Below are 19,768 nucleotides of genomic sequence, written 5' to 3' on the forward strand. Positions count from 1 at the left end.
GTCTCCTCCAAGTCAATTAACGTAAAACGATACAGATGCTTTCAGCTTTCCCGTTCATTTCCGTGCAGCAGTCCAAGCACAAGCTCACGCCCCTGCTCGAGCCAATGTTCCGGAAGCTCCTCCCATTCGCTTCGCAGCAGCCTTCCAAGCTTGGCATGACTGGCTGCGCCTTTTATCGCATCCTGAGCGAATGCGCGCCATTTCAGCTGATCTTTCGACAGCTCCATGCTCATCCGATAGAGCTCACCGGCAAAGCTGTCTTCAGCTTCAAGCTCCTCTGTACGAATCTCGGCTCCTGTATTCGCTTCGAGCGCATAGACATGGATCCACCTTTCACCTGCGTCTAAGGCTCTGCCTTCCTGCAGCTGCTCAAGCAGAACACGAGTGACAACCGGCTCCATTAGCTTATGATGGAGCGGTCCTCGGCCATTCAAGACCATACGCAGCATGACCATCCGGCCATCCGACTCCGTCAGTGCAAGATCCAGCTGCTCCTCAAGCTGCAGCAGCAGCTCCTGCTCGCTGCCAATGCCTGTTATTGACATGCTCCGCTCTAGCCAGCGCACGCTGTCAAGCGGGACAAAAGAAAGATCCAACACTTTGGCAGCCGTCACATCAATCATCAAACAGCCTTTGGCACCCGTTTCACGAGGGTTTCGACCCTGCAAGTTTCCTGCGTATACGACATGGGGATACTCATGCAAGACACGGCGATGATGTATATGGCCTAACGCCCAATAATCAAACCCTTTGCTGCCGATAAGCTCCTGCAGCTCGCATGGCGCGTAAGGATCATGAGTACCGTCGCCATCGACGTTGCCATGCAGCATCGCGATATGAAATGGAGCCTCCGGCTGAGTCTGATAGGCGGCAGCCATATTTTCGGTCACGATGCGGGTGCCATAAGATCTGCCGTAAATAAAGGCAGCCAGCTCACCGCTTCTGCGGTAAGCCGGCCGATATTCCATCTGATCCGATCCAAAAACAACAACATTGGACGGGAGCTTAAGCTCCGCGCGCGCCCCGCTCAGCGGATCATGGTTCCCATGAATGACATAAACGGCAATGCCATGCTCCTCCAGCTTTGCCCACTCCTTCACAAGAGCAAGCTGAGCCCGCAAAGAGCGATCCGCCTCATCGAACAAATCTCCGGCTAATACAATGAAATCCACTTGGTTCCGAATGGCAGCTTGCGTCAGCTCCCGAAGCGCTGCAAAGGTTGATTCCATTAAAGCTTCCCTAACAGGGGCAGGCGCACTGGCAAGCCCGCGAAAAGGGCTATCCAGATGCAAGTCTGCCGCATGAATGAAACGAAAAGGCACCGACATCGGCGACACCACCTATTCCCATAGAATAAACCGTTATTCCGGCTTCATATGAACGTAGACTTTCTTCAGCTGCGAGATTACCCTCGACAACGAATATACCTTTTTGGCTTTCTCCGAGCCTGCTCTTGCGAGATGGTAGCGATAGGCAGGGTCGGTAACGACCTTCTCAAGCGCTTCGGCAAGTGCTTCCGGGTTCTCAGGCGGGACAAGCAATCCGTTGATGCCGTCTTCGATTTGCTCCGCTATGCCCCCCACATTAGTTCCAACAAGAGCGAGCCAGCATAACGCCGCTTCAGCGAACACGGAACCGAATGCTTCAGCTCGCGAAGGCAGCACGAATACGTCAAAAAACGGCATGAATTCCTCTGGATGCAGCATGTAGCCATAAAAAATAATATCATCGTACAAGTCCAGCTCGACCGCCAATGCTTCAAGCTCTTCGCGAATCGGTCCGTCTCCGATAATATGGAGTACGAACGGATGTCCTCTCCGCTTCAACTCTGCACAGGCATGGAGCAGCACGTCGAGTCCTTTTGCTGGGACGAGCCTGCATACAGTAATAAGCTGCGTGACGGCATTTTCATGGGAAATCGGCTTAAACCGTTTTTCATCAAACCCATTCGGAATGACCTTAATTTTCTCCGGATGGTTGATATGCGGTGCAATATAAGATCGGAACGATTCAGATACCGTAAGCAAATGATCCGCTTTCGCTTCAAGTTCTCCGTAAAGGCTCATTAGAAAAAGATGCTCGGGTCCGCCCTCTTTGATTTTCCCATTCAAGATTAGCTCTCGCTCGTAGCTGGAATGGATGGTAACGACTAGCGGTGTATCCGGGAACAGCTGCTTCATAACAAGCGCGGCAATCGGATGATGCGCATGTATAATATCGTACGGCTTTTTAATTCTCATTTTGGTCCACCATACGTAATCTTTGTAGGTTTGTATATATTTGTCTACCATTGTATTCCCGCTGTAGACCGTGTGGTCGAAGGTCTCGAATTGAACCTCCTCTTGCCCTTTGCTGCGTACACGCTTCGGCAATGAGAACAACTCCATTTGCCAGCCAAGCTTGATAAAACGATCTTGAATGTACGGGATCATGGAAGAAACTCCGCCCGGCTGCTCCGGTGGAAAAAACAATGCTTGTAAAATATTCATGCGTCCCATCCTTTCGAGGTCAAACATCATGCAAATATCTCAGCTATTCGATTACCGTAAAACATGATATATTAGAACATATGTTTCTGTAAAGCTATTGCATCCCATACTAGATAACGGTGGTTAACTCATGTCAATTACACAATGGCTCTCAGGCCCGAACGGGCAGCTGCTTTCGTCGTCAGCTGTTATCGTCATTCTAATCCTAATGCTCTTCATGTCGATCAGGCTTTATGTAAGCTACCGCAACAAACGGATCTATCGCTTGCTCATTACGGCCATTCCCTTAATCATTGCCAAGCAATGCTTGCTGGTCGTACTCGCCTACCCAGGCTGGTCATTGTCGCCTTATCTGTATTTGAGCTTCACGATCATGCAGATCATTTCATTTATTATTATAAACTTTGTTTTCATGAAATTATATACTCATCGCTCAGCCGAGCTGAAAGTGATCCCATTTATCATTATGAGTATAATGACACTTGTTGTTGCAGGCATACAAATTGCTCTTTCGCCTTTTTCGGCTGAGTCGGCCGTTCACACAGGGACCGTCACCTTCCCTGCTCTCGACTTTTACGGACTGATCGTGATCCTTATGGTCATGCTGGACACAAGGGGCGCTGACCTTAGCTCCAATTATTACGCAAGCTTGATCGTTTTTTTCGCGAGTGAGCTGGCACGACTCGCTAATGTCTACGTTTTTCACGAATCGATGCTTTGGTTAATCTCGCTTAGCCAGCTACTGCCAATCGTTTATTATACCTTGCTCTTTCTCTTGCTCTTTGAATGGGTAATCGAACGGCTTATGTTTACCTATCAATCCTCCATTATGGACGGCTTGACGGGGCTTTATAATCGCCGGCATTTCTATTCCAAGGCAGAGCAGCTGCTTCAAGGCAGCAAATCGATGGCAATTATTTTTTGTGACATTGATAATTTCAAGAAATTAAACGATACGCACGGTCATCACAAGGCTGACGGCGTGCTTAAGCAGGTTGCCGAAATCATCAAAGAGGAATCAAGCGGAATTGGGGCTGCTGGGCGTTACGGTGGAGAAGAGCTGCTCAGTTGTGTAAGCTCTGAGCGAGTGAAGCCTGAGATCGTGGCCGAATCAATCCGTCGAAGAGTGGAGCTGGAAACGATGGTTACGATAAGCGTCGGCTTCAGCACCTCCAAGGAGAGCAAGGCCGTACAGGAGATGATCAAGCAGGCGGACGAAGCTATGTACCTTTCGAAAACAACGGGCAAGAACAAAGTAACGCCGTTCAAAGCAACGTCTGCTTCTAAAAAAACACTTGCCTGACCCCAGCATTAACAGCTGGTAACCGGCATAATCCGCTTGAGAAAGTTATTCATCAGTAAGGGTAGGGAAATCAGGATCGGAGGGTCATCCGCACGCGGTTCATGCAACATAACCTGTTGATATGGAACATTGTCGTTCGCAGTTACGATTATGGGCTCCTTCGATCTTGTCCGGAGTGTCGCATGCGGGAGCAGCATATCTTTGGCTTGCGTGCCCCACGAAATGGACGTTGCCATCAAATAATAAGTGCCCGGTTTAATATCGGCCAGACAGAAATGGCCTAATGAAGAGAGCAGCGTGCCGTACAAGGGCAGCCCTTCCGGTATCGGTCTCGCGAATAATCCAATAAGTATGATTCCCTCGAACGGCACTACGGCTTGTACGCTCCCCTCGACTCGGTCATGATGCTTCGAAGGCAGATACAGTGACTTCCAGCCATTCAGCTGCTGCAGCGCATCCAGTTGTTGGCTGGCTTGCAGTTTTGAGTTTCGGAATTCTGACGGCGTAACGCCGACCCTCTCCGTAAATCTAGATGTGAATGTGCCGAGGCTTTGCTGGCCGATTTCCAAACCGACATCACGAATGCTTAAATGGGTCTGCAGCAACAAATCCTTAGCCCTCTGCAAACGAAGCGAGGATGCATAATATAAGGGAGAGAGGCCTGTTCTCTCTTTGAAGATGCGTGTGAAATGAAAGTTGCTGTATCCGGCATAAGCAGCTAACTTCGAAAGCGGGAGCGGCTCATAAATATTATTGTGAATATAAGCGATCACTCCGTCTATTTCTGCATACCGATCCGTAACCATCGCTGCATCTTCCTCCCGTTATGCTTCTACTCCATTACAAATAAGAACTTATGTTCGTGTATATAATAGCATACCGCACAAAAGAAGGAAACAGTCTATTTGCTACAAATCGGTGTGCAGCTTTAACGTTAATTTGCTTTTTGCCTTTTGCTTTTTGCTTTTTGCCTTTTGCCTTTTGCTTTTTGCCTTTTTCATTTTCTTTTTTCTTTTTTCTTTTTGCTTTATACCTTTTTCTGTTTTCTTTTTTCTTTTTTCTTTTATCGTTTAGTCGTAATCGGCTTCTCAAGGGCATAAAGCTCGTCTTCAAGCGTTTGCATGCGTTCAAGGACAGCTTTCCGCGCATCGCTAATGGCATGGTTATATAGATGGGGGCCAATCTCTTGTATAACGAAATCGAGCAGCTGTTCTGCTGCGATCGAACCAATCGTTTCTGAACGCTCCAGTTCGAAATATTGTTGTATCTTTCCGGTTAACTGTTCTTTCTGCTCCTTCGGGAGCTTCATCATGAACATATGCTCAACCCTCCAATTGACCTTTTAAAACGGTTATAGCTTGTCCCGACATATAGACGCGCTCCCCATCCGGCTTAACCTTGACGACCCCGCCGCGAGCTGATGCTTGATATCCCATTAGCTCGTGCTTGCGCAGGCGTTTGGCCCAATAAGGGGCCAGAGCGCAATGGGCCGAACCCGTTACAGGGTCCTCGTCAACTCCGGTTCCCGGATAGAATGCTCTCGATATGAAGTCATAGCGCGAGTCTTCGCTCTTGCTCGTTACGATTACGCCCCGCGCGTCAAGCCTGGCAAGCAAGGCAAAATCCGGCCGCAGCGTTCGCACCGTCTCTTCGCTGTCCACCTCAACGAAATAATCCATGCGGTTTCGCCCGACAAACCTTGGAATAAGTCCAAGCCCCTGCACAAGCTCCTCTGGAGCAACTGTTCCAATCGGATGCTCTGAAGGGAAATCCATATCTATCCATTCCCCGTTTCGCGAAGCGGTAAGAATGCCGCTTTTGGTATGGAAGCGCGCCGTTTCATCTTGTAGCAATCTCCCAGATTGCCACATCGCATGCGCAGTCGCCAGCGTAGCATGGCCGCATAGATCCACCTCCTCCTGCGGAGTAAACCAGCGCAGTCTCCAGCCATCCTCTGACGGAGCCACGAATGCCGTTTCAGATAAATTCATTTCCATCGCTACCCGCTGCATCCAGCTTTCAGACTGCGGCTCATCCACGAAGCATATAGCAGCCGGATTTCCCTTATAGCGTTCGTTCGTGAACGCGTCTACGATGTATAAAGCAAAGCTCATTCTTTATCCCAACCTCTCGTCATCCAAACGTACCCTAATGCAGCTAGAACAGAACCGTATATAAGATGGCCTGAAACCCACATCATAAAGGCAGACCAGTCCAGCATCGAGGGCGTTCGCTCTGAAAGCTGTGTCAACGGTATCCACGTACAGCAGGCGATGGCTGCGCCCATCCCGAGTCCAAGTCTTAGCGGCGAGCTCCAAATGCTTAGTAAAACTAAAAAAAGAATGCCCAAAGGCAACGCTGCCGACAAATGAAGCAAAAACTCGAACAGCTCCGAACGAATGCTCGGAAGCCAGCCAATAAAATCAACGTTAAGGAGTAGAACGTAGACGCCTGTTCCGGTTAATTGTCCAAGCAGCTTCATTACCAGGCCGAGAATGACTCCGCTCAGAGCCCCAGTCAGAAGGCCGAATAAGAGCAGCATGAGTAGACCTCTATGTCGTACAGCGCGCTTGTCTCTAACCGAATACACGATCCCCGCTCCTCTCTGTCAACTTACAAATAAAAAGTGCCTGCCTTCGCAATCGGATCGGCAGCAAGCGGCAGGTATGCCGTTCTCCGTTCCACTTGCGCGCAAGCACTCTATATGGGTTATCCTTTGAGGGGAATGAGCAGCTCGACCGGCTCTTCCTCCAAATGATGCTCGTCAATATAAAACAATTCCAGCGAAACCGCGTTATCCTGTTTCTCTAACCGCATCTCACTTATCCACGCATGAAGCTGCTCGTATCCTTCACCGATTCTTTTGTTGGAACAGGCAACCATCGCGTATCGATGCTCAGGGATCGTGAATTGAACCATGCCTGGTGGAACTTCCTCCAAATGCTGAACCTCATAACAAGCCCAGTAGGTAGCGAAAGCCTCATTGCCGAAATACGGACTATACAGCACCGTTGATTTGACAGCGTCGTTCAGCTCATGCTTGCGCGTCAAAAACTCGGTTTGCAGCCTAATTGCCTCATCCGGAAAGGATGAATAAGGTCCGCAATAGCTAATGCCTGCCAAGTGAAGGGCTGGCTTTGATACGATTGAGCAGTTTTCCACGCGATTTCCTCCTTCGAATCTGTCAGGACTTTTGCGCTAGGATGAGCTTTTTCTGTTCATAGTGTATCATGTTTTGACTCTCAATGGGTAGTTGTTTACATGATCATCATGCGCAAAGAGACATAGCTGCCTGGTCTTCATCAGCTTACTCGACTTCCAGCCTTTTCATGAATTCTTCCAGCGCGCTGTATCCCTGCTGCTTCAAATACCAATTGTTCGCAGCTGCTTCAATTAATCCTGCGACGTCCCGACCCGGCTGCAGCTGAATCTCGATATGCGGGATTTGGACGCCCATATATTCCGTAAATTTTGGCTCAAGCTCCAAATCATTGTTCAGCTCATTGTCTCGCCATTTGGTAAGCTCAATGTCGAGAACGATTCTCGTCTCATCCTGGAAGGCCTGTCTTCCATATAATCTCACAACATTGATAAGCCCAATGCTTCGCAGCGCAAGAAATTCCTTGGTCTTCTCGTTATGGGTACCAAGCAGTGTACGTGAACTCAGCTTCTTGAGTACGACTATATCATCCGCGACGAGTCTGGAGCCGCGTCTTATGAGGGTATGCGCGGTTTCGCTTTTACCTATGCCGGACTTCCCGCGCAGCAATATGCCAATACCGGACACATTTAAGCATATGCCGTGTATAGATATCTCAGGTGCGAGCGTTTTGAGAAGATAGGCGTCCAGCATGCCGAGGAACTGTGCCGTAGCCACATTCGTACGCAGCAAGGGTATTCCCTCCTGGTCGCAATATTTGGTCAAATATTTCAATCCTTCTTGTCCTGCAGTGACGACAAAACAGGGCGGATGGTATTTGACAATATTTCCGATGTGGTGATTGCGTTCGTTCTCGCTCAAGCTGTGCAAGTAGGTAATTTCTTTCTTGCCTAGTATCTGTATATGCTCTTGCGGGAAAAATTCAAAATAACCGACAAATTCAAGCCCTGGACGATAGGCCCTCGCCTTCATGATTTTTCGGTCAAGCTGGTCTACGCCTGCGAGCACCTCCAGCGAAAACTGCGCTGCTAGCTCGCTTACCTCAATTGCTTTCATCCTGCTGATCCCCCTTCGCTGCTATGTTTTTGTTAAGGGTAAGGATTCCACGCGACCCGTCATTTCCCTGCCGCTGTAACCAAATCGTCATCTATGAGCCGGTTGAACGGTAATGCCGGACTCCCACATGCCACACCAACAAGCATGGAACGATAAACAGGATGCCAGCGATTGGAGCCAGCATGTAGGGCAGCGGATTGCCCGTCGTCTTGTCCAGCAAATAAAGCAAAGGCAAATAATTCACGCAGCCAAACGGAATAATGAACGTGAAAAAGCGCGTTACCCATTTCTGGTAAATATTCAGCGGATACTGTGCCATTTCCCGTCCGCCGTCGGTGAAGATGTTAGCAATCTCCAGCCCCTGTACCGTCCAAAAGCACATGGTTGCCGCAAGAATGAAAATTCCCGTAAAAATAAACACCCCGCTCACAATCATAAAAAGCAGAACAAGTCCTTTCAGCATCGTCCAATCCGCTAATTGCTGGCTTACCGCCCATCCGAGCACAATGATGCTTTGAACGAGCTTGCCTACTCGAGAAAATTCAAATTTGGAGCCGAGCACTTGCAATACGGTGCTGCGGGGACGGACAAGGAAGCGATCGAAATCTCCGTTGCCAACGAGAGCGGAGAAAGAATCGAACCCTCTTGCGAAACACTCGCTTAGCGCATATGACATATGAATGATGGAGAAGCAAAGCGCGACCTCAGAGAATTCCCAACCCTTAATTTGGCCGAAGCGTTCAAACATGAAGTAAAGCCCGGCAAATACCGAGAACGGAATGAGAAATTGCCCGAAAGCGAGCAGCCAGAACGATGTTCGGTACTGCATTTGTGATTTAAATAAAATCTCGATATATTTCCCGTACAGCTTCATCTGCTTACCCTCCATTTACAACAACGTTGCGTAGTACTCTGGCCATTGCCAATTTCCCGATTGTTATCAACAGGGCAAGCCAAACGATCTGGATCGCGATTCCTATCAGCGCTTCGCCTGTTCCAATATGACCGGAATAGACACGGAACGGAAAATCGGCAGTCCAGCGGAACGGCAGCACGTATACAATGCTTTGCAGCCAATCCGGCATAAGTGGTACGGGAATGACCATGCCCGCCAAAAATTCGCCGATTACGCCGAACATAAGCAAAGAGCCCGCTGGCGACAACGTTACAAACACCGATATGTACATGAGCATGGAAAGCGAAACGATCAAGAAAAGACCGAGTAACAAGGCAAGCACAAACATTATAAAGGCAGCTGGGTCTGCTGGCAGCGGCAGCCGGTAAGGCTCAGGCAGCAGCAGCGCGACGGCCAGGATAGGCAAGCTTCTTAACAGCGCACTCGACAGTCGCTGTGCCAGCAGCTTCGCATACCATAAACCATATAAACCGCTTGGTCTGCAAAGCTCATACGCGATGTTGCCTGATGTGATGAGCTGGAAAAGCTCGTTATCACGAAACCAAAGCATGATAAAAGCTAGGAATGCCTGCTGCAGCCAGACGTAGGTGATGAGCTGTTTCAGCGTAATTGGCGGATCTGTTACCGTTCCGCTGTAGAACGCTTCGAACACCATAATAATAATAAAACCCCAGAAAAATTGCGTGGCAACGCCGGCAAGTGCTGCCGTGCGGTATTGCAAGCCATACGTCAGTCGCAGCTTAAAAACCGAAATATAAGCTTTCATTATAGCTGATGCTCCTTATAGAGCTGAATGATCATATCTTCGATTGGCAGCGTGTCAATGGCAACATCAAGAATCTCAACCTGCTGGGACAAGCTGATTAGCACTTCGCTGATGACCGTCTGGGCAGTGTCCACGCTTAGTACCGCTCGCTCTGTCGTCCAGGATTCAATAACCGCCCCTTCTACCTTGAGCGGCTCAGCATGATGGCTGTAAACGACCGTCATCGTTTTTAACGTTCCGAACTGACTGCGAATGGCGCTTAAGCTGCCGTCGTAGAGCAGCTTGCCCTTGCCGATAAGTATTATCCGATTGGCAAGGGCTTCGATGTCATTCATATCATGCGTGGTTAGAATGACGGTAACTCCTTTCTCCTCATTAATCGTACGGATAAAGCGGCGCACCGCAATTTTGGATACTGCATCCAGGCCAATCGTGGGCTCATCCAGAAACAGGACGCTCGGGCTATGCAGCAGCGATGCGGCGATCTCGCAGCGCATTCGCTGGCCTAGACTAAGCTGCCTCACCGGCATATGAATAATTTCTTGCAGCTCTAGCGTCTCGGTTAGCAGCGCCAGCGTACTCTGATACTCCTGCTCGGGCACCTTATAGATATCGCGCAGAAGCTCGAAGGAATCGATTACCGGCACATCCCACCACAGCTGCGAACGCTGACCGAACACGACTCCGATATGCTTCACGTATTGTACCCGATCCTTCCAAGGCGTAAAACCCATGACCGTACATGTACCGACGTCCGGCACAAGAATGCCGCTCATCACTTTTATCGTTGTTGATTTCCCCGCTCCGTTCGGTCCGATATAGCCGACTATCTCACCTGGCTCAATCGTAAAGGAAATATCGTTAAGCGCTTCCACAACCTTGTATTCTCTTTTGAATAATGCCTTCATTGCCTCTTTGACGCCAGGCGAACGCTTTGCAACCTGATAGGCTTTTGATAAGCCCTTTACAATAATCACTTTTTGTACCTCCGTACATGTTTTGGAAGAAGAATATTATCACTCCTTCGCGAGTGGTGTCAATGTATTTTTCAAGCATGAGAGAATCGCATATGCTTCATTAGACTAACTTCCCATTTCATAGCACACACTAGCATGAAAGGAGCTGAGCCTATGGAAGAAAAACAGAAGAAAGCAGACGAAGCAGCCTACAAACCAGATATGACGAATTACGATTTTGTCTGGGGCAGTGACCAAGACGAATATGTAAAAGATAAAACATCAGCTGATGCATCACCCGAGCAGACAACTGTTCAAAAGGAAGAATAAGAAGAAAAGGGCTTCCCCCCGTCATGTTGGATGACGAGAAGGAAGCCCTTCGCTTTAGTATTACGCAATCGGTTTTAGTAAACGGATAAAAAGGCCGCCGACGACGGAACGGTTCTGAAAATTGAGTTGCTCGCCTGTTAGCGTATCGTACCAATCGGTTACAGGAACACGGCTTGGCGATTCATTCATAAAATGCCAGATCGGAGCTATCGCCTGCTCGAATTCTGCTTTGGAGCTTAACATAGACGCACACCATACGAGCCAATCGAGCTTCGTATACGTATTTCTGCTATCGAGCGGAGTGCCGAATTTGTTCTGTTTGCCCAAGTAATGCCGATTTTCTCGTTCAATGACTTGCTGCGGGAATAAGTGAAGTCCAAGCAGCCGGTCCCACACGAGATTATATTTAAGACTCCAGCTCTCCTCCGCGCTATCAAACGTTAGCTTGTAATGATCGCCCGCGTTCGCCATGCTCACCCAATTAGCTGCCATTTCTTTTGCAGCATCGTAGTAAGCGGCTCCCTCAGGTTCCCCTAACATCCTGCATAGGATCGCATATGCGCCGATACCGTTAATCGCTTTAATAGATAGGTTCGTGTTATGCGCCAAATGACCGGCAAAATCATCCGTACACAGTTGATTGGCAGGATCCATGCCGTTTTCTTTCAAGTAAGCCGCCCATTCGGTCAAAAGCTCCCAGTGATCTCTAGCAAAGTCTGCATTCTGCTCGTAAGAGCAAACGGCTGCCGCCATGATGAGCATATTGCCGCATTCCTCAATCGGCATTTGGTTCTCCAGCTCATTCTCGCCATAGACTTGACCGTTCGCAACCGGGTAACAGCCTACATCATGCGGCGCGAATTGAAATCGCCAAGCTGCGCTGCCTGCATATCTGAATATAGGCCTGAGCATCCCTTTGACCAGCTCTGGATTGTAGAGCAAGAACAACGGAATCGATGGATAGCTCACATCCACCGTGGCGATGCAGCCATTGCTGAAATTTTCTTTGGAGAAAAATAAGATCTCTCCATTCTCATCGTTTACCAGCTTATGTGCCGCGATGGCCTGCCGATAGGAGAGCGATAATATGTCACCGTAATGACTCCCTCCTTCTATACTGCTCTCCTCCGTAAGCTTTCGGTTGAATGCTTCGCATTTGGCTTGTATCTCGTCATATTGCGCAACAGCCAAAACGAGCATTTCTTCAAAGCTCATCCCGTTTCTCCGCCAATACGCATCCAGCTTCTCGCCGAAATATTCGATGGAATGGATATCGTCATACGCGGCAACCACATATTGCGAGGCTTGCTGATCTTGTACCAGGCCGAAATCCAATACAGCAGCCATCACCGGTGTCTGCTCCTCCGCAGGCCGCGGGTAAGCCTCATCATCGCCTCGCGGCAGGTGCCCTTCTTTCATGAATTGTTCTCTGACTTCATAAGAATGAATCGTTGTTTCTTGCTTGTCTGACTGCGGGATTGCCAAATACACATAGCCCCAATCAATGCGCGTATCATCGCCGGTTCGAGCCAAAACGGGCTGCTCTACCGTACCTATGCACATCGCTTCTATGCCGCCGTCGATTGATTTGCGCGACCAGCCTACCTTTTGATCCGTCGTATTCACACATAATTCTGCAGATATATCCATATAAATTTTGACTTCATGCGGCTTGCCGTCTGTAGAACGAACATAGAAGGTCAAGTAGGACGCAGGTCTTGACAACAAGTCCAGATCATCCAGCAGCAGTGGGCTGGTGAATAACACGACCAACTCAACGCCATCGGCTTCGAACGTATACGTGGTAGTCACAGCCTCAACCTTTAAGTCTTTCTGTACCATTACGCTCGGTTGTTCGCCGCTCGCATGCTCATTCAACTCTAATTTCCCCATGAATACGCGGGCATTGCCGTCAATCCGAATGATGCCCGTCATGCTGTTGCGTTTATTCGTCCAATGTCTCGTATGATCGTCGTACAAATGATCCGATGCCGACCATACGCTGAAATAAGGATCTACTGTCATCAGAGGGACAGAAGGGGGTCTAAACGATTGCGACACCATATGCATCTCCTTTTTCTTCATCTTGTAAATGGCTGGTGTTGCTAAGGGGGAGCAGCCAGGCTCCCCCTTAGACTTATTAATTCGGCAGTTGCATCGTAACTACTTCTTTGCCCTTTAGGTTTTCGTTAGTAAATTTCATCGCTTCGTCATAACCTGTTTTCCTCATTTGCTCGCGCAGCTCATTCAAAATCTTCAGCGCAGCTTCGTCCGACTTCGCATATACCGCTTCTTTCCAAGCGTCATTTGTTTTGTCCATAGAAGGCTTCAACATTTCCCATTTATCGGATTTAATGATGACGTCGCCTGGGTTGTAAGCGGTAATCACTTTAATGCCGTTCGGGCGCAAAATTTTACGGGCATTGTCCATCGCAGCAATCCGCTCTTGATCGAGCCAAATATCGCCGCCGGCAACCGAGTTGATGCGATCCATTCCCGACATGGAGGAGAAGCCGATCTCAAGGCCTTCGTTTTTGCGGGCAGTCAACTTGCCTGACGTATCAGCGGCAAATTTATCGAACCATTCTTTTTTCGCTGTCGGCTTGCCATTCTCCATATCCCAGTGGACGCCTTGCACCCCATAGCGAACGAGCATGAAGCCTTCATCGGAAGCGAGATAATCGAGCAGGCGCAGCGCGGCATCCACATCTTTGCAAGCTTTTGTAATCGCTGTCACGTTATTGCCTTGAATCCCTAGATCGACTGGACGGTCCGGCTCCGCTCCCGCGCGTTCAAGCGGACCAACCGGTATAAAGTCGCTGCCCGGATTCGCCTTCACATACTCCTTCGTCGCGTCGAGAATGGCAGGATAATGCGCGGCAAGGATGGCTACGCGTCCTTGTACGATTTTCTCCTTCGCGATTGGATCTGTTTGGGTGAACGCTTCCGCGTCAAGAAGACCCTCGGACAGCAGCTTGCGGTAGTACAAGGTGTAATCGTCATAGCCTTTCGAGAAGAAGCTGTTCTCGATTGTTCCATCTCCGTTGTCAACATATCCGGCACCACCGTAAAACATTGTATTGGCGATTCCGACAGCCCATCCGTTGCTGAACCCGCCGAGCGGAATGACCGGTTGGCCGTTGGCTTGAAGATTCGCATCCTTGATTTTTTTCAGGAATTGGTAGAACTCATCTTTCGTTTTAACCGATTGCGGATCGACGCCAACGGCTTCCGCAATATCCTTGCGCACATAAAAACCGTATAACCAATCCGTACCGTCCTTGTCGGTGGCAGGCTGGTTCTGCAGCAGCAAGTATTTCTTGCCGTCATATGCGTCAATGCCTTTCTCGTACAACGCAGGAGGAACATTTTCTTTGGCAATCGATTTTGCTAAATTCGGGTATTTGTCCAGCTTATCCGAGAAGTCGACCAATTGATCTTCTTTAGCTGCTTTGATGATGCCGTCAAGCTCTCCTCCCCAGGCAGGTCCCGTATAAATATCAGGCAAATCCTGAGTCGCGAAGATTGCATTGACCTTTTCCGTTTCGCTGCCTGTCGTATATTCCCATTCTACCGTGACGCCGGTCTTCTCTTTTATCACCTTCTCCACCGGGGTCATATCCATTTCGGCACCGCTAGAGCCGTTCCAGTTATGAAGGACTTTCAGTGTCACTTCCTTTGTGCCGGAAGCTCCCCCATCGCTTACCTCATTATTAGCATCGTCCTTGTTCGCACAGCCAGCCAGAACGCCAGAAAATAGAACGGCTGCAAGAAACAGCTTTGCCCCTTTTAACCCCAAATTCCTCATAATACCCCTCCATCTCAAATTAGAAAAATATGATAAAGTCCTTCGAGAAGACCGTTATCCTTTGACAGATCCGATCATGACACCCTTAACGAAATACCGCTGCAAAAACGGATAGATGCACAGAATCGGAAAAACGGTAATAACGAGCAGAGCCATCCGCAGCGATTCAGGCGTTGATCCGCCTGCACTTGCGCTTATCGTCTGGCCGCCCTGCTGTGCTGAGCGCTGCATCGAGGAAGACAATGCTTCCGCTTGCGTAAGCATTTCCTGAAGCAAGGTTTGTACGGGAATTAAGGATTTATCCGAGACGTAATAGGCTCCCGTAAACCAGTCATTCCAATGGGCGACTCCGATAAACAAGGAGATGGTGGCAAGCACGGGACCCGACAGAGGCAGAATGATGCGCATAAATATCTGAAAATCACCGTATCCGTCAATACGCGCAGATTCCTCGAGCTCTTCCGGAATGCCTTGCAGAAAGGTTCGTATGATGACAATATGCATGAAATTGAACAGCATCGGAATGACATACACCCAAAAAGTATTGATGAGATGAAGCTTTTGAAGCGTAATGAAAAACGGAATGAAGCCCGCGCTGAATATCGTCGGCAGGAAAATGTAGAAAGCAAAAAACGATCTTCCCGGCAGTGATTTTTTGGATAACGCATAGGCCATAAGCGTACTTAGCCCTACATGCAGTAAAGTACCAAGCAGCGTTCGGGCCAATGTGATTTTGTAAGCCTGCCAAATTCTCGCATTCTCGAATACCTCCGCATAATTGTCGAGCGTAAGCTTGCGGGGAAGGAAGTATAAAGCGCCAAGCATGGAGTCCTTCCCGTCATTAAGCGAGTACGCCAAAATATAAATAAATGGATAGATCATCGAAAATCCGACCAAAGCCAGAAAGATATAGTTGAGGATCGTAAATATGGACAAATGGCGTTTCATCTCGTCACTTCCTTTAGAAGAGGGATACATCGCTAACCTTACGGGCAATGCGGTTGACCGCGAGAATAAGGACCAAGCCGATGACGCTTTGGAACAAGCCGACCGCCGCGGCATAGCTGAGCCGTCCCTCGCTTATGCCGGATTGAATGACATGCACGTCCAGCACGCTGCCGATGCCTGCAGTAGCCGGACCGCTAAGGAGAAGCAGCTGCTCGTAGCCAGCGCTCATCAAGCTGCCAATCGATAGAATGAACAGTATAATCGCAATGTTGCGCACGCCTGGTAAAGTCACATGCCAAATTTGCCGAAACCGGTTCGCTCCGTCGATCTTTGCAGCCTCATAAAGCTGTTGATCGATGCCGGCAATAGCGGCCATATAGATAATCGAGTTCCACCCGATGCTCTTCCAAATATCCGAGCCCACAATAACCTGATAGAACCAGGAGGTATTGTATAGGAACTGCACAGGCTCCATCCCTAAGGCAATTAACAGCTCATTGACTGGCCCCCCGTGTAGAGAGAGGAGCCGTTGCATGAGGGTAACTACGACAATCCAGGACACGAAGTGCGGTAAATAAGAAAGCGTTTGCACGGTTTTCTGAAATTTAATGCTTCGTATCTCGTTCAATAGAATCGCGAGCAGGATCGGCATTGGGAAGCCGATGAACAGCTTCATGAAGCTGATAATGATCGTGTTGCGGAGAATTTGCTCAAATTTGTAGTAATCGAAAAATTGCTGGAAATATTTCAGACCCGCCCACGGACTGCCGGTAAAGCCTCCCGAAAAGGTATAGTCGCGGAATGCGACCTGAACGCCGAATAACGGCACATAAGAAAAGATGAAAAACCAGACGAGACCGGGCAGCAGAAAGAAGTAAAACACTTTATGCTGCCAGATTTTCTTCCAAAGCAGAGATGAACGCATAAGCTCTTTCTCCTTTCCCTATAGAGTCATCGCTTGATTGGCCAAACGCAAAGTCTTGATCTCAAACGGAGTGAAGGATAATGCTATTTTCCCGTTTACAACCGGCACGGTTTGAATGTTCTCTTCCATCAAATCGACCAGCCACGCCTCATCGATATGAAAACCTAGACTTAGCGCAGCGTTAACGCTCGTACCGGCCGCCTCGTACAGCCGTACAATAAGATCGTCTCCGTCCTCTGCCTTCTTCACCGTTTCTACCATCACATTCGGATGATCCGCACTTAGAATGGTCAACAAGGGTGCGAGCTTGCTCGCACTCTCGGTGCGTGAAGCAGCCTCTGCCTTAAGCGGGATATTGAGCTCGTAGCCGCGTTTATAAATCTCCGCCTGTACATGGTTTCCCTGATGCGGGTAAAGCGAATAGGTGAAAGAGTGCTCCGCGCGATCGGCTTCAGGATCAGGACTCGTGGTGCTGCGCAGCAAGTTCAGATCCAGCAAGCTGCCCTCCGCTCTGTGTCCGTACTTACAATCGTTCAGAAGCGCTACACCGTAACCCGGATCCGACAAATCGACCCAATGATGCGCGCAAATCTCGTCCTTCGCATAATCCCACATCGTATTGCGATGCGTTGGCCGTTTCAAATAACCGAACTGAATCTCGCAGCTCACAGTGTCAGAACGGACATTTACTGGAAATGAAGTGCGCAGCATCTTGCCCGTTTCCCGCCAATCGACATCCGTGACGAAGTCGATCCTTCGGCTTCCTTCCATCAACACGATCTTTTGCGTCAGCGTTGATGCTCCGAATGCATACCTTTGGACAATGCCTGCCGAGGGACCATCCACGAATTCAACCGCATCGCTTAGACGCATGAACAGACTTTCTGTTAGGCGATAATCCTGACGGAAATCCCACGCATCGCCTGAGTCATGATAAACGCGAAGCTCATTGGCCTTTTCATCCATAGCTACAACCTCGCGCTGATGCTCCTTATCATAAATGGATGCAATAGCGCCGCATTCCGCGAAAGTAATCGCAAGCAAGTCGTTCTCTATCCGCATAGGCGCCTTCGAAGCCAGCGACTCACGAACGGGCGATTCCGTCATCGAATCCGCTGCGGCAGCAATTTCTGCTTCGGCCTGTGGCATGCGCGATCCTGCCACTGCATAGCCCATTGGCGGTACGATGGCATACAGCCACTGCCCGTCTATTTTCAGCCATTCGTTCCGCTCCCAAGGCAGGGAGTTGAAGACGACAAGCTGCTCCACTTCTGATTCTGATTGCAATTGGCCAGCTATAGAACGGTAGGTATCTGATATCATTTGTTCAACACGGTCTAGTAAGATCGCGTATCTCGCCAGCGACTCATCATACACCCGTTTAATTGAGGAGCCTGGTAAAATATCATGGAACTGGTACAGCAGCACTTCTTTCCAAATCTCCTCTAATTCTTCGGCTGGATAGCGGTATTCGTTAGTCAAACCAGCCAGCACCGAAGCAAATTCCAGCTCTCGCAGCGCCTTCTCCAGCTTACGGTTATACTTTTTGTTTCTTGCTTGGCTCGTCAGCGTCCCTTGATGCTTCTCTAGGTACAGCTCCCCGCGCCAAGATGAATACCGTTCCGATCCTTGATTCAGCTTTTCGAAAAATGCGGAAGAATGCTGCTGCACTACCGGACTGAGGCCAAGCAGGTTCTTCTCGCGGGCGAGCCGCTCCAAATGCTCCTCACCCGGACCGCCTCCGCCATCGCCGATGCCAAACAGCATGAGGCATTGCTCCGACACATTTTTGTCCAAATACTCTGTTTCCGCTTTCATGACCGAGCGCGGTGCAGCCGGGCTATTGTAAGTATCCTCTGGAGGCATATGCATCAGCACCTGCGAACCGTCGATCCCCTCCCACATGAAGGTGTGGTGGGGGTGCTTATTGTACACGCTCCAAGACAGCTTCTGTGTCATCATATAGTCAACGCCGGATTTCTTCAGCATCTGCGGCAAGCTTGCCGTATATCCGAACACATCCGGCATCCATAGCGATTTCATCTCCTGCCCGAATTCCTTCTGGAAATATCGCTTCCCGTACAAAATTTGCCGGACAAGCGACTCGCCGCTCGGCACATTCGTATCGGCTTCCACCCACATGGCGCCCTGAAGCTCCCATCGTCCCTCGCGCACGCGCTGCTTGATCTCTTCGAACAGCTTCGGATAATACTGTTTCATCCACTCGTAGAGCTGAGGCTGGCTTGCCCCAAAGACATAATCGGGATAGCGCTCCATCATGCGCAGCGCCGTTGAGAAAGTTCTCGCTCCCTTGCGAATGGTTTCCCGAATCGGCCACAACCAAGCGAGATCGATATGCGCATGACCGATCGCACTGACCGTCAGGGCTGGATCGCCGCCGCGCTTCGCCAGCTGCCTGCCAAGAATCTCCCGCGCACGAGCAACGCGCTCATCCGTGAGTTCAGTCAGCAGCAGCGACACATCATATAAGGCCTGAAAAATTTGCGTTTTCCGCGCCGAACCCTCAGGCAGCCGCTCCGCTGTCTCAAGAAGCACTTCTCCATCGTAATACAGCTGTCTTAATTCCTCGCGGCAAACGGCGATTACCGCTTCCTTCAACGTACCGCTGCGATACCGGCCGAACAAATCATTGCAGCCAGCGTCACCCCATAGATCAATAGCTTCCTGACCTGTTGCGCTTTCGTTCACGTGTACGACCCGCTTGCCTGGCAAGCCGAGCGAATAATCAAATTCCGAGTTAATATTCGTTAACCCCTGCACGGGTGAACCATCATCGTCTACGAGGCACAGCTCTCCATTAATATCAATCAACAGCACGATTTTCGACCCTTTGACGGATTCATCTGTCTGGCCGGTGAAATGAAACCATGCGCAATCCCATAAGTTCCCCCACCGGTCACCTGGAGCGAGCTCTACCATTCGTCCAGACCTCCGCTCCGCAAAGGAAACAGGCTCCGGCGTTACCCACGCTTGAACGCGCAGCTCAGACAATGGCGTGTAGATTTGTTCCTTCCAACCCTCCAGCATCGATTTCAGCTGTTCCGGCCTGATCGTCTCATATGGCATATCTAGTCTCCTTTTTCAACTATG

The 19,768-nt window shown here is 49.5% G+C and carries 19 protein-coding genes; 2 read left to right on the top strand and 17 right to left on the bottom strand.

Annotated features, from left to right (window positions below; genetic code table 11):
- Window positions 1-41: 41 nt before the first annotated feature.
- Window positions 42-1,328, bottom strand: a complete 1,287-nt coding sequence (locus FHS16_RS15240; RefSeq protein WP_183563879.1) for a metallophosphoesterase family protein — start codon at window positions 1,326-1,328, stop codon at window positions 42-44.
- A gap of 33 nt (window positions 1,329-1,361) precedes the next feature.
- Window positions 1,362-2,489, bottom strand: a complete 1,128-nt coding sequence (locus FHS16_RS15245; RefSeq protein WP_183563882.1) for a glycosyltransferase family 4 protein — start codon at window positions 2,487-2,489, stop codon at window positions 1,362-1,364.
- Window positions 2,490-2,619: 130 nt separating this feature from the next.
- Between FHS16_RS15245 and FHS16_RS15250 the strand changes: the two genes are divergently transcribed.
- Window positions 2,620-3,792, top strand: coding sequence for a GGDEF domain-containing protein (locus tag FHS16_RS15250; RefSeq protein ID WP_183563885.1), 1,173 nt, complete (start codon window positions 2,620-2,622; stop codon window positions 3,790-3,792).
- Between the two features lie 8 nt (window positions 3,793-3,800).
- Here the strand turns inward: FHS16_RS15250 and FHS16_RS15255 are convergent, their stop codons facing one another.
- The 10 genes from FHS16_RS15255 to FHS16_RS15300 form a co-directional block, all read right to left on the bottom strand.
- A complete protein-coding gene (locus FHS16_RS15255; RefSeq protein WP_183563888.1) occupies window positions 3,801-4,598 on the bottom strand; it encodes a helix-turn-helix domain-containing protein in 798 nt (265 codons plus the stop codon).
- 34 nt (window positions 4,599-4,632) lie between these two features.
- Window positions 4,633-4,884 (bottom strand): hypothetical protein, encoded by a 252-nt coding sequence (locus tag FHS16_RS15260; RefSeq protein WP_183563891.1) that lies wholly within the window; start codon window positions 4,882-4,884, stop codon window positions 4,633-4,635.
- Complete coding sequence (locus tag FHS16_RS15265) at window positions 4,856-5,110, bottom strand: DUF2164 domain-containing protein (protein ID WP_183563895.1); 255 nt, start codon at window positions 5,108-5,110, stop codon at window positions 4,856-4,858. The genes FHS16_RS15260 and FHS16_RS15265 overlap by 29 nt, the downstream gene beginning before the upstream one ends.
- 4 nt (window positions 5,111-5,114) lie before the next feature.
- A complete protein-coding gene (locus FHS16_RS15270; RefSeq protein ID WP_183563898.1) occupies window positions 5,115-5,906 on the bottom strand; it encodes a PhzF family protein in 792 nt (263 codons plus the stop codon).
- Window positions 5,903-6,382, bottom strand: a complete 480-nt coding sequence (locus tag FHS16_RS15275; RefSeq protein WP_183563901.1) for a hypothetical protein — start codon at window positions 6,380-6,382, stop codon at window positions 5,903-5,905. Before FHS16_RS15275 ends, FHS16_RS15270 begins: the two co-directional genes overlap by 4 nt.
- Before the next feature lie 119 nt (window positions 6,383-6,501).
- Window positions 6,502-6,954 carry a GyrI-like domain-containing protein gene (locus FHS16_RS15280; protein WP_183563904.1) on the bottom strand — a complete coding sequence of 151 codons (453 nt, stop codon included), beginning with the start codon at window positions 6,952-6,954 and terminating at the stop codon, window positions 6,502-6,504.
- 145 nt (window positions 6,955-7,099) lie between these two features.
- Entirely contained in the window at window positions 7,100-8,008 is a 909-nt protein-coding gene (hprK, locus tag FHS16_RS15285; RefSeq protein WP_183563907.1) for an HPr(Ser) kinase/phosphatase, read from the bottom strand.
- 91 nt (window positions 8,009-8,099) lie between these two features.
- The gene (locus tag FHS16_RS15290) at window positions 8,100-8,882 is read right to left on the bottom strand and encodes an ABC transporter permease (protein ID WP_183563910.1); all 783 of its coding nucleotides are present in this window, start codon (window positions 8,880-8,882) and stop codon (window positions 8,100-8,102) included.
- A 4-nt stretch (window positions 8,883-8,886) separates the two neighbouring features.
- Window positions 8,887-9,690, bottom strand: coding sequence for an ABC transporter permease (locus FHS16_RS15295; RefSeq protein ID WP_183563913.1), 804 nt, complete (start codon window positions 9,688-9,690; stop codon window positions 8,887-8,889).
- The gene (locus FHS16_RS15300; RefSeq protein ID WP_312890917.1) at window positions 9,690-10,667 is read right to left on the bottom strand and encodes an ABC transporter ATP-binding protein; all 978 of its coding nucleotides are present in this window, start codon (window positions 10,665-10,667) and stop codon (window positions 9,690-9,692) included. Before FHS16_RS15300 ends, FHS16_RS15295 begins: the two co-directional genes overlap by 1 nt.
- A 153-nt stretch (window positions 10,668-10,820) precedes the next feature.
- On the opposite strand from FHS16_RS15300, the gene FHS16_RS15305 reads away from it, so the two are divergent.
- Window positions 10,821-10,976 (top strand): hypothetical protein, encoded by a 156-nt coding sequence (locus FHS16_RS15305; RefSeq protein WP_183563916.1) that lies wholly within the window; start codon window positions 10,821-10,823, stop codon window positions 10,974-10,976.
- 60 nt (window positions 10,977-11,036) lie between these two features.
- Here the strand turns inward: FHS16_RS15305 and FHS16_RS15310 are convergent, their stop codons facing one another.
- The 5 genes from FHS16_RS15310 to FHS16_RS15330 form a co-directional block, all read right to left on the bottom strand.
- Window positions 11,037-13,040: a glutaminase family protein gene (locus tag FHS16_RS15310; RefSeq protein ID WP_376769672.1), complete on the bottom strand. Its 2,004-nt coding sequence runs from the start codon at window positions 13,038-13,040 to the stop codon at window positions 11,037-11,039.
- A 76-nt stretch (window positions 13,041-13,116) separates the two neighbouring features.
- The gene (locus tag FHS16_RS15315; RefSeq protein ID WP_183563922.1) at window positions 13,117-14,784 is read right to left on the bottom strand and encodes a type 2 periplasmic-binding domain-containing protein; all 1,668 of its coding nucleotides are present in this window, start codon (window positions 14,782-14,784) and stop codon (window positions 13,117-13,119) included.
- Between the two features lie 54 nt (window positions 14,785-14,838).
- Entirely contained in the window at window positions 14,839-15,732 is an 894-nt protein-coding gene (locus tag FHS16_RS15320; protein WP_183563925.1) for a carbohydrate ABC transporter permease, read from the bottom strand.
- Window positions 15,733-15,745: 13 nt separating this feature from the next.
- On the bottom strand, window positions 15,746-16,657 hold the full coding sequence (locus FHS16_RS15325; protein ID WP_183563928.1) for an ABC transporter permease: 912 nt from the start codon (window positions 16,655-16,657) through the stop codon (window positions 15,746-15,748).
- An 18-nt stretch (window positions 16,658-16,675) separates the two neighbouring features.
- Window positions 16,676-19,744 carry an alpha-mannosidase gene (locus FHS16_RS15330; RefSeq protein ID WP_183563931.1) on the bottom strand — a complete coding sequence of 1,023 codons (3,069 nt, stop codon included), beginning with the start codon at window positions 19,742-19,744 and terminating at the stop codon, window positions 16,676-16,678.
- Window positions 19,745-19,768 lie beyond the last annotated feature (24 nt).

Origin of the sequence: Paenibacillus endophyticus, assembly GCF_014192395.1 — a bacterium.
In the GTDB taxonomy this organism is placed as follows: Bacteria; Bacillota; Bacilli; order Paenibacillales; family Paenibacillaceae; genus Pristimantibacillus; species Pristimantibacillus endophyticus.

Excerpts from the sequence above, each read along its gene's own strand:
- FHS16_RS15305 (WP_183563916.1), top strand. The coding sequence starts at position 10,821 with ATGGAAGAAAAACAGAAGAAAGCAGACGAAGCAGCCTACAAACCAGAT.
- FHS16_RS15250 (WP_183563885.1), top strand. The coding sequence starts at position 2,620 with ATGTCAATTACACAATGGCTCTCAGGCCCGAACGGGCAGCTGCTTTCG.
- FHS16_RS15240 (WP_183563879.1), bottom strand. The coding sequence starts at position 1,328 with ATGTCGGTGCCTTTTCGTTTCATTCATGCGGCAGACTTGCATCTGGAT.
- FHS16_RS15245 (WP_183563882.1), bottom strand. The coding sequence starts at position 2,489 with ATGAATATTTTACAAGCATTGTTTTTTCCACCGGAGCAGCCGGGCGGA.
- FHS16_RS15255 (WP_183563888.1), bottom strand. The coding sequence starts at position 4,598 with ATGGTTACGGATCGGTATGCAGAAATAGACGGAGTGATCGCTTATATT.
- FHS16_RS15270 (WP_183563898.1), bottom strand. The coding sequence starts at position 5,906 with ATGAGCTTTGCTTTATACATCGTAGACGCGTTCACGAACGAACGCTAT.
- FHS16_RS15295 (WP_183563913.1), bottom strand. The coding sequence starts at position 9,690 with ATGAAAGCTTATATTTCGGTTTTTAAGCTGCGACTGACGTATGGCTTG.
- FHS16_RS15325 (WP_183563928.1), bottom strand. The coding sequence starts at position 16,657 with ATGCGTTCATCTCTGCTTTGGAAGAAAATCTGGCAGCATAAAGTGTTT.
- FHS16_RS15330 (WP_183563931.1), bottom strand. The coding sequence starts at position 19,744 with ATGCCATATGAGACGATCAGGCCGGAACAGCTGAAATCGATGCTGGAG.
- FHS16_RS15315 (WP_183563922.1), bottom strand. The coding sequence starts at position 14,784 with ATGAGGAATTTGGGGTTAAAAGGGGCAAAGCTGTTTCTTGCAGCCGTT.
- FHS16_RS15320 (WP_183563925.1), bottom strand. The coding sequence starts at position 15,732 with ATGAAACGCCATTTGTCCATATTTACGATCCTCAACTATATCTTTCTG.
- FHS16_RS15310 (WP_376769672.1), bottom strand. The coding sequence starts at position 13,040 with ATGGTGTCGCAATCGTTTAGACCCCCTTCTGTCCCTCTGATGACAGTA.
- FHS16_RS15265 (WP_183563895.1), bottom strand. The coding sequence starts at position 5,110 with ATGTTCATGATGAAGCTCCCGAAGGAGCAGAAAGAACAGTTAACCGGA.
- hprK (WP_183563907.1), bottom strand. The coding sequence starts at position 8,008 with ATGAAAGCAATTGAGGTAAGCGAGCTAGCAGCGCAGTTTTCGCTGGAG.
- FHS16_RS15290 (WP_183563910.1), bottom strand. The coding sequence starts at position 8,882 with ATGAAGCTGTACGGGAAATATATCGAGATTTTATTTAAATCACAAATG.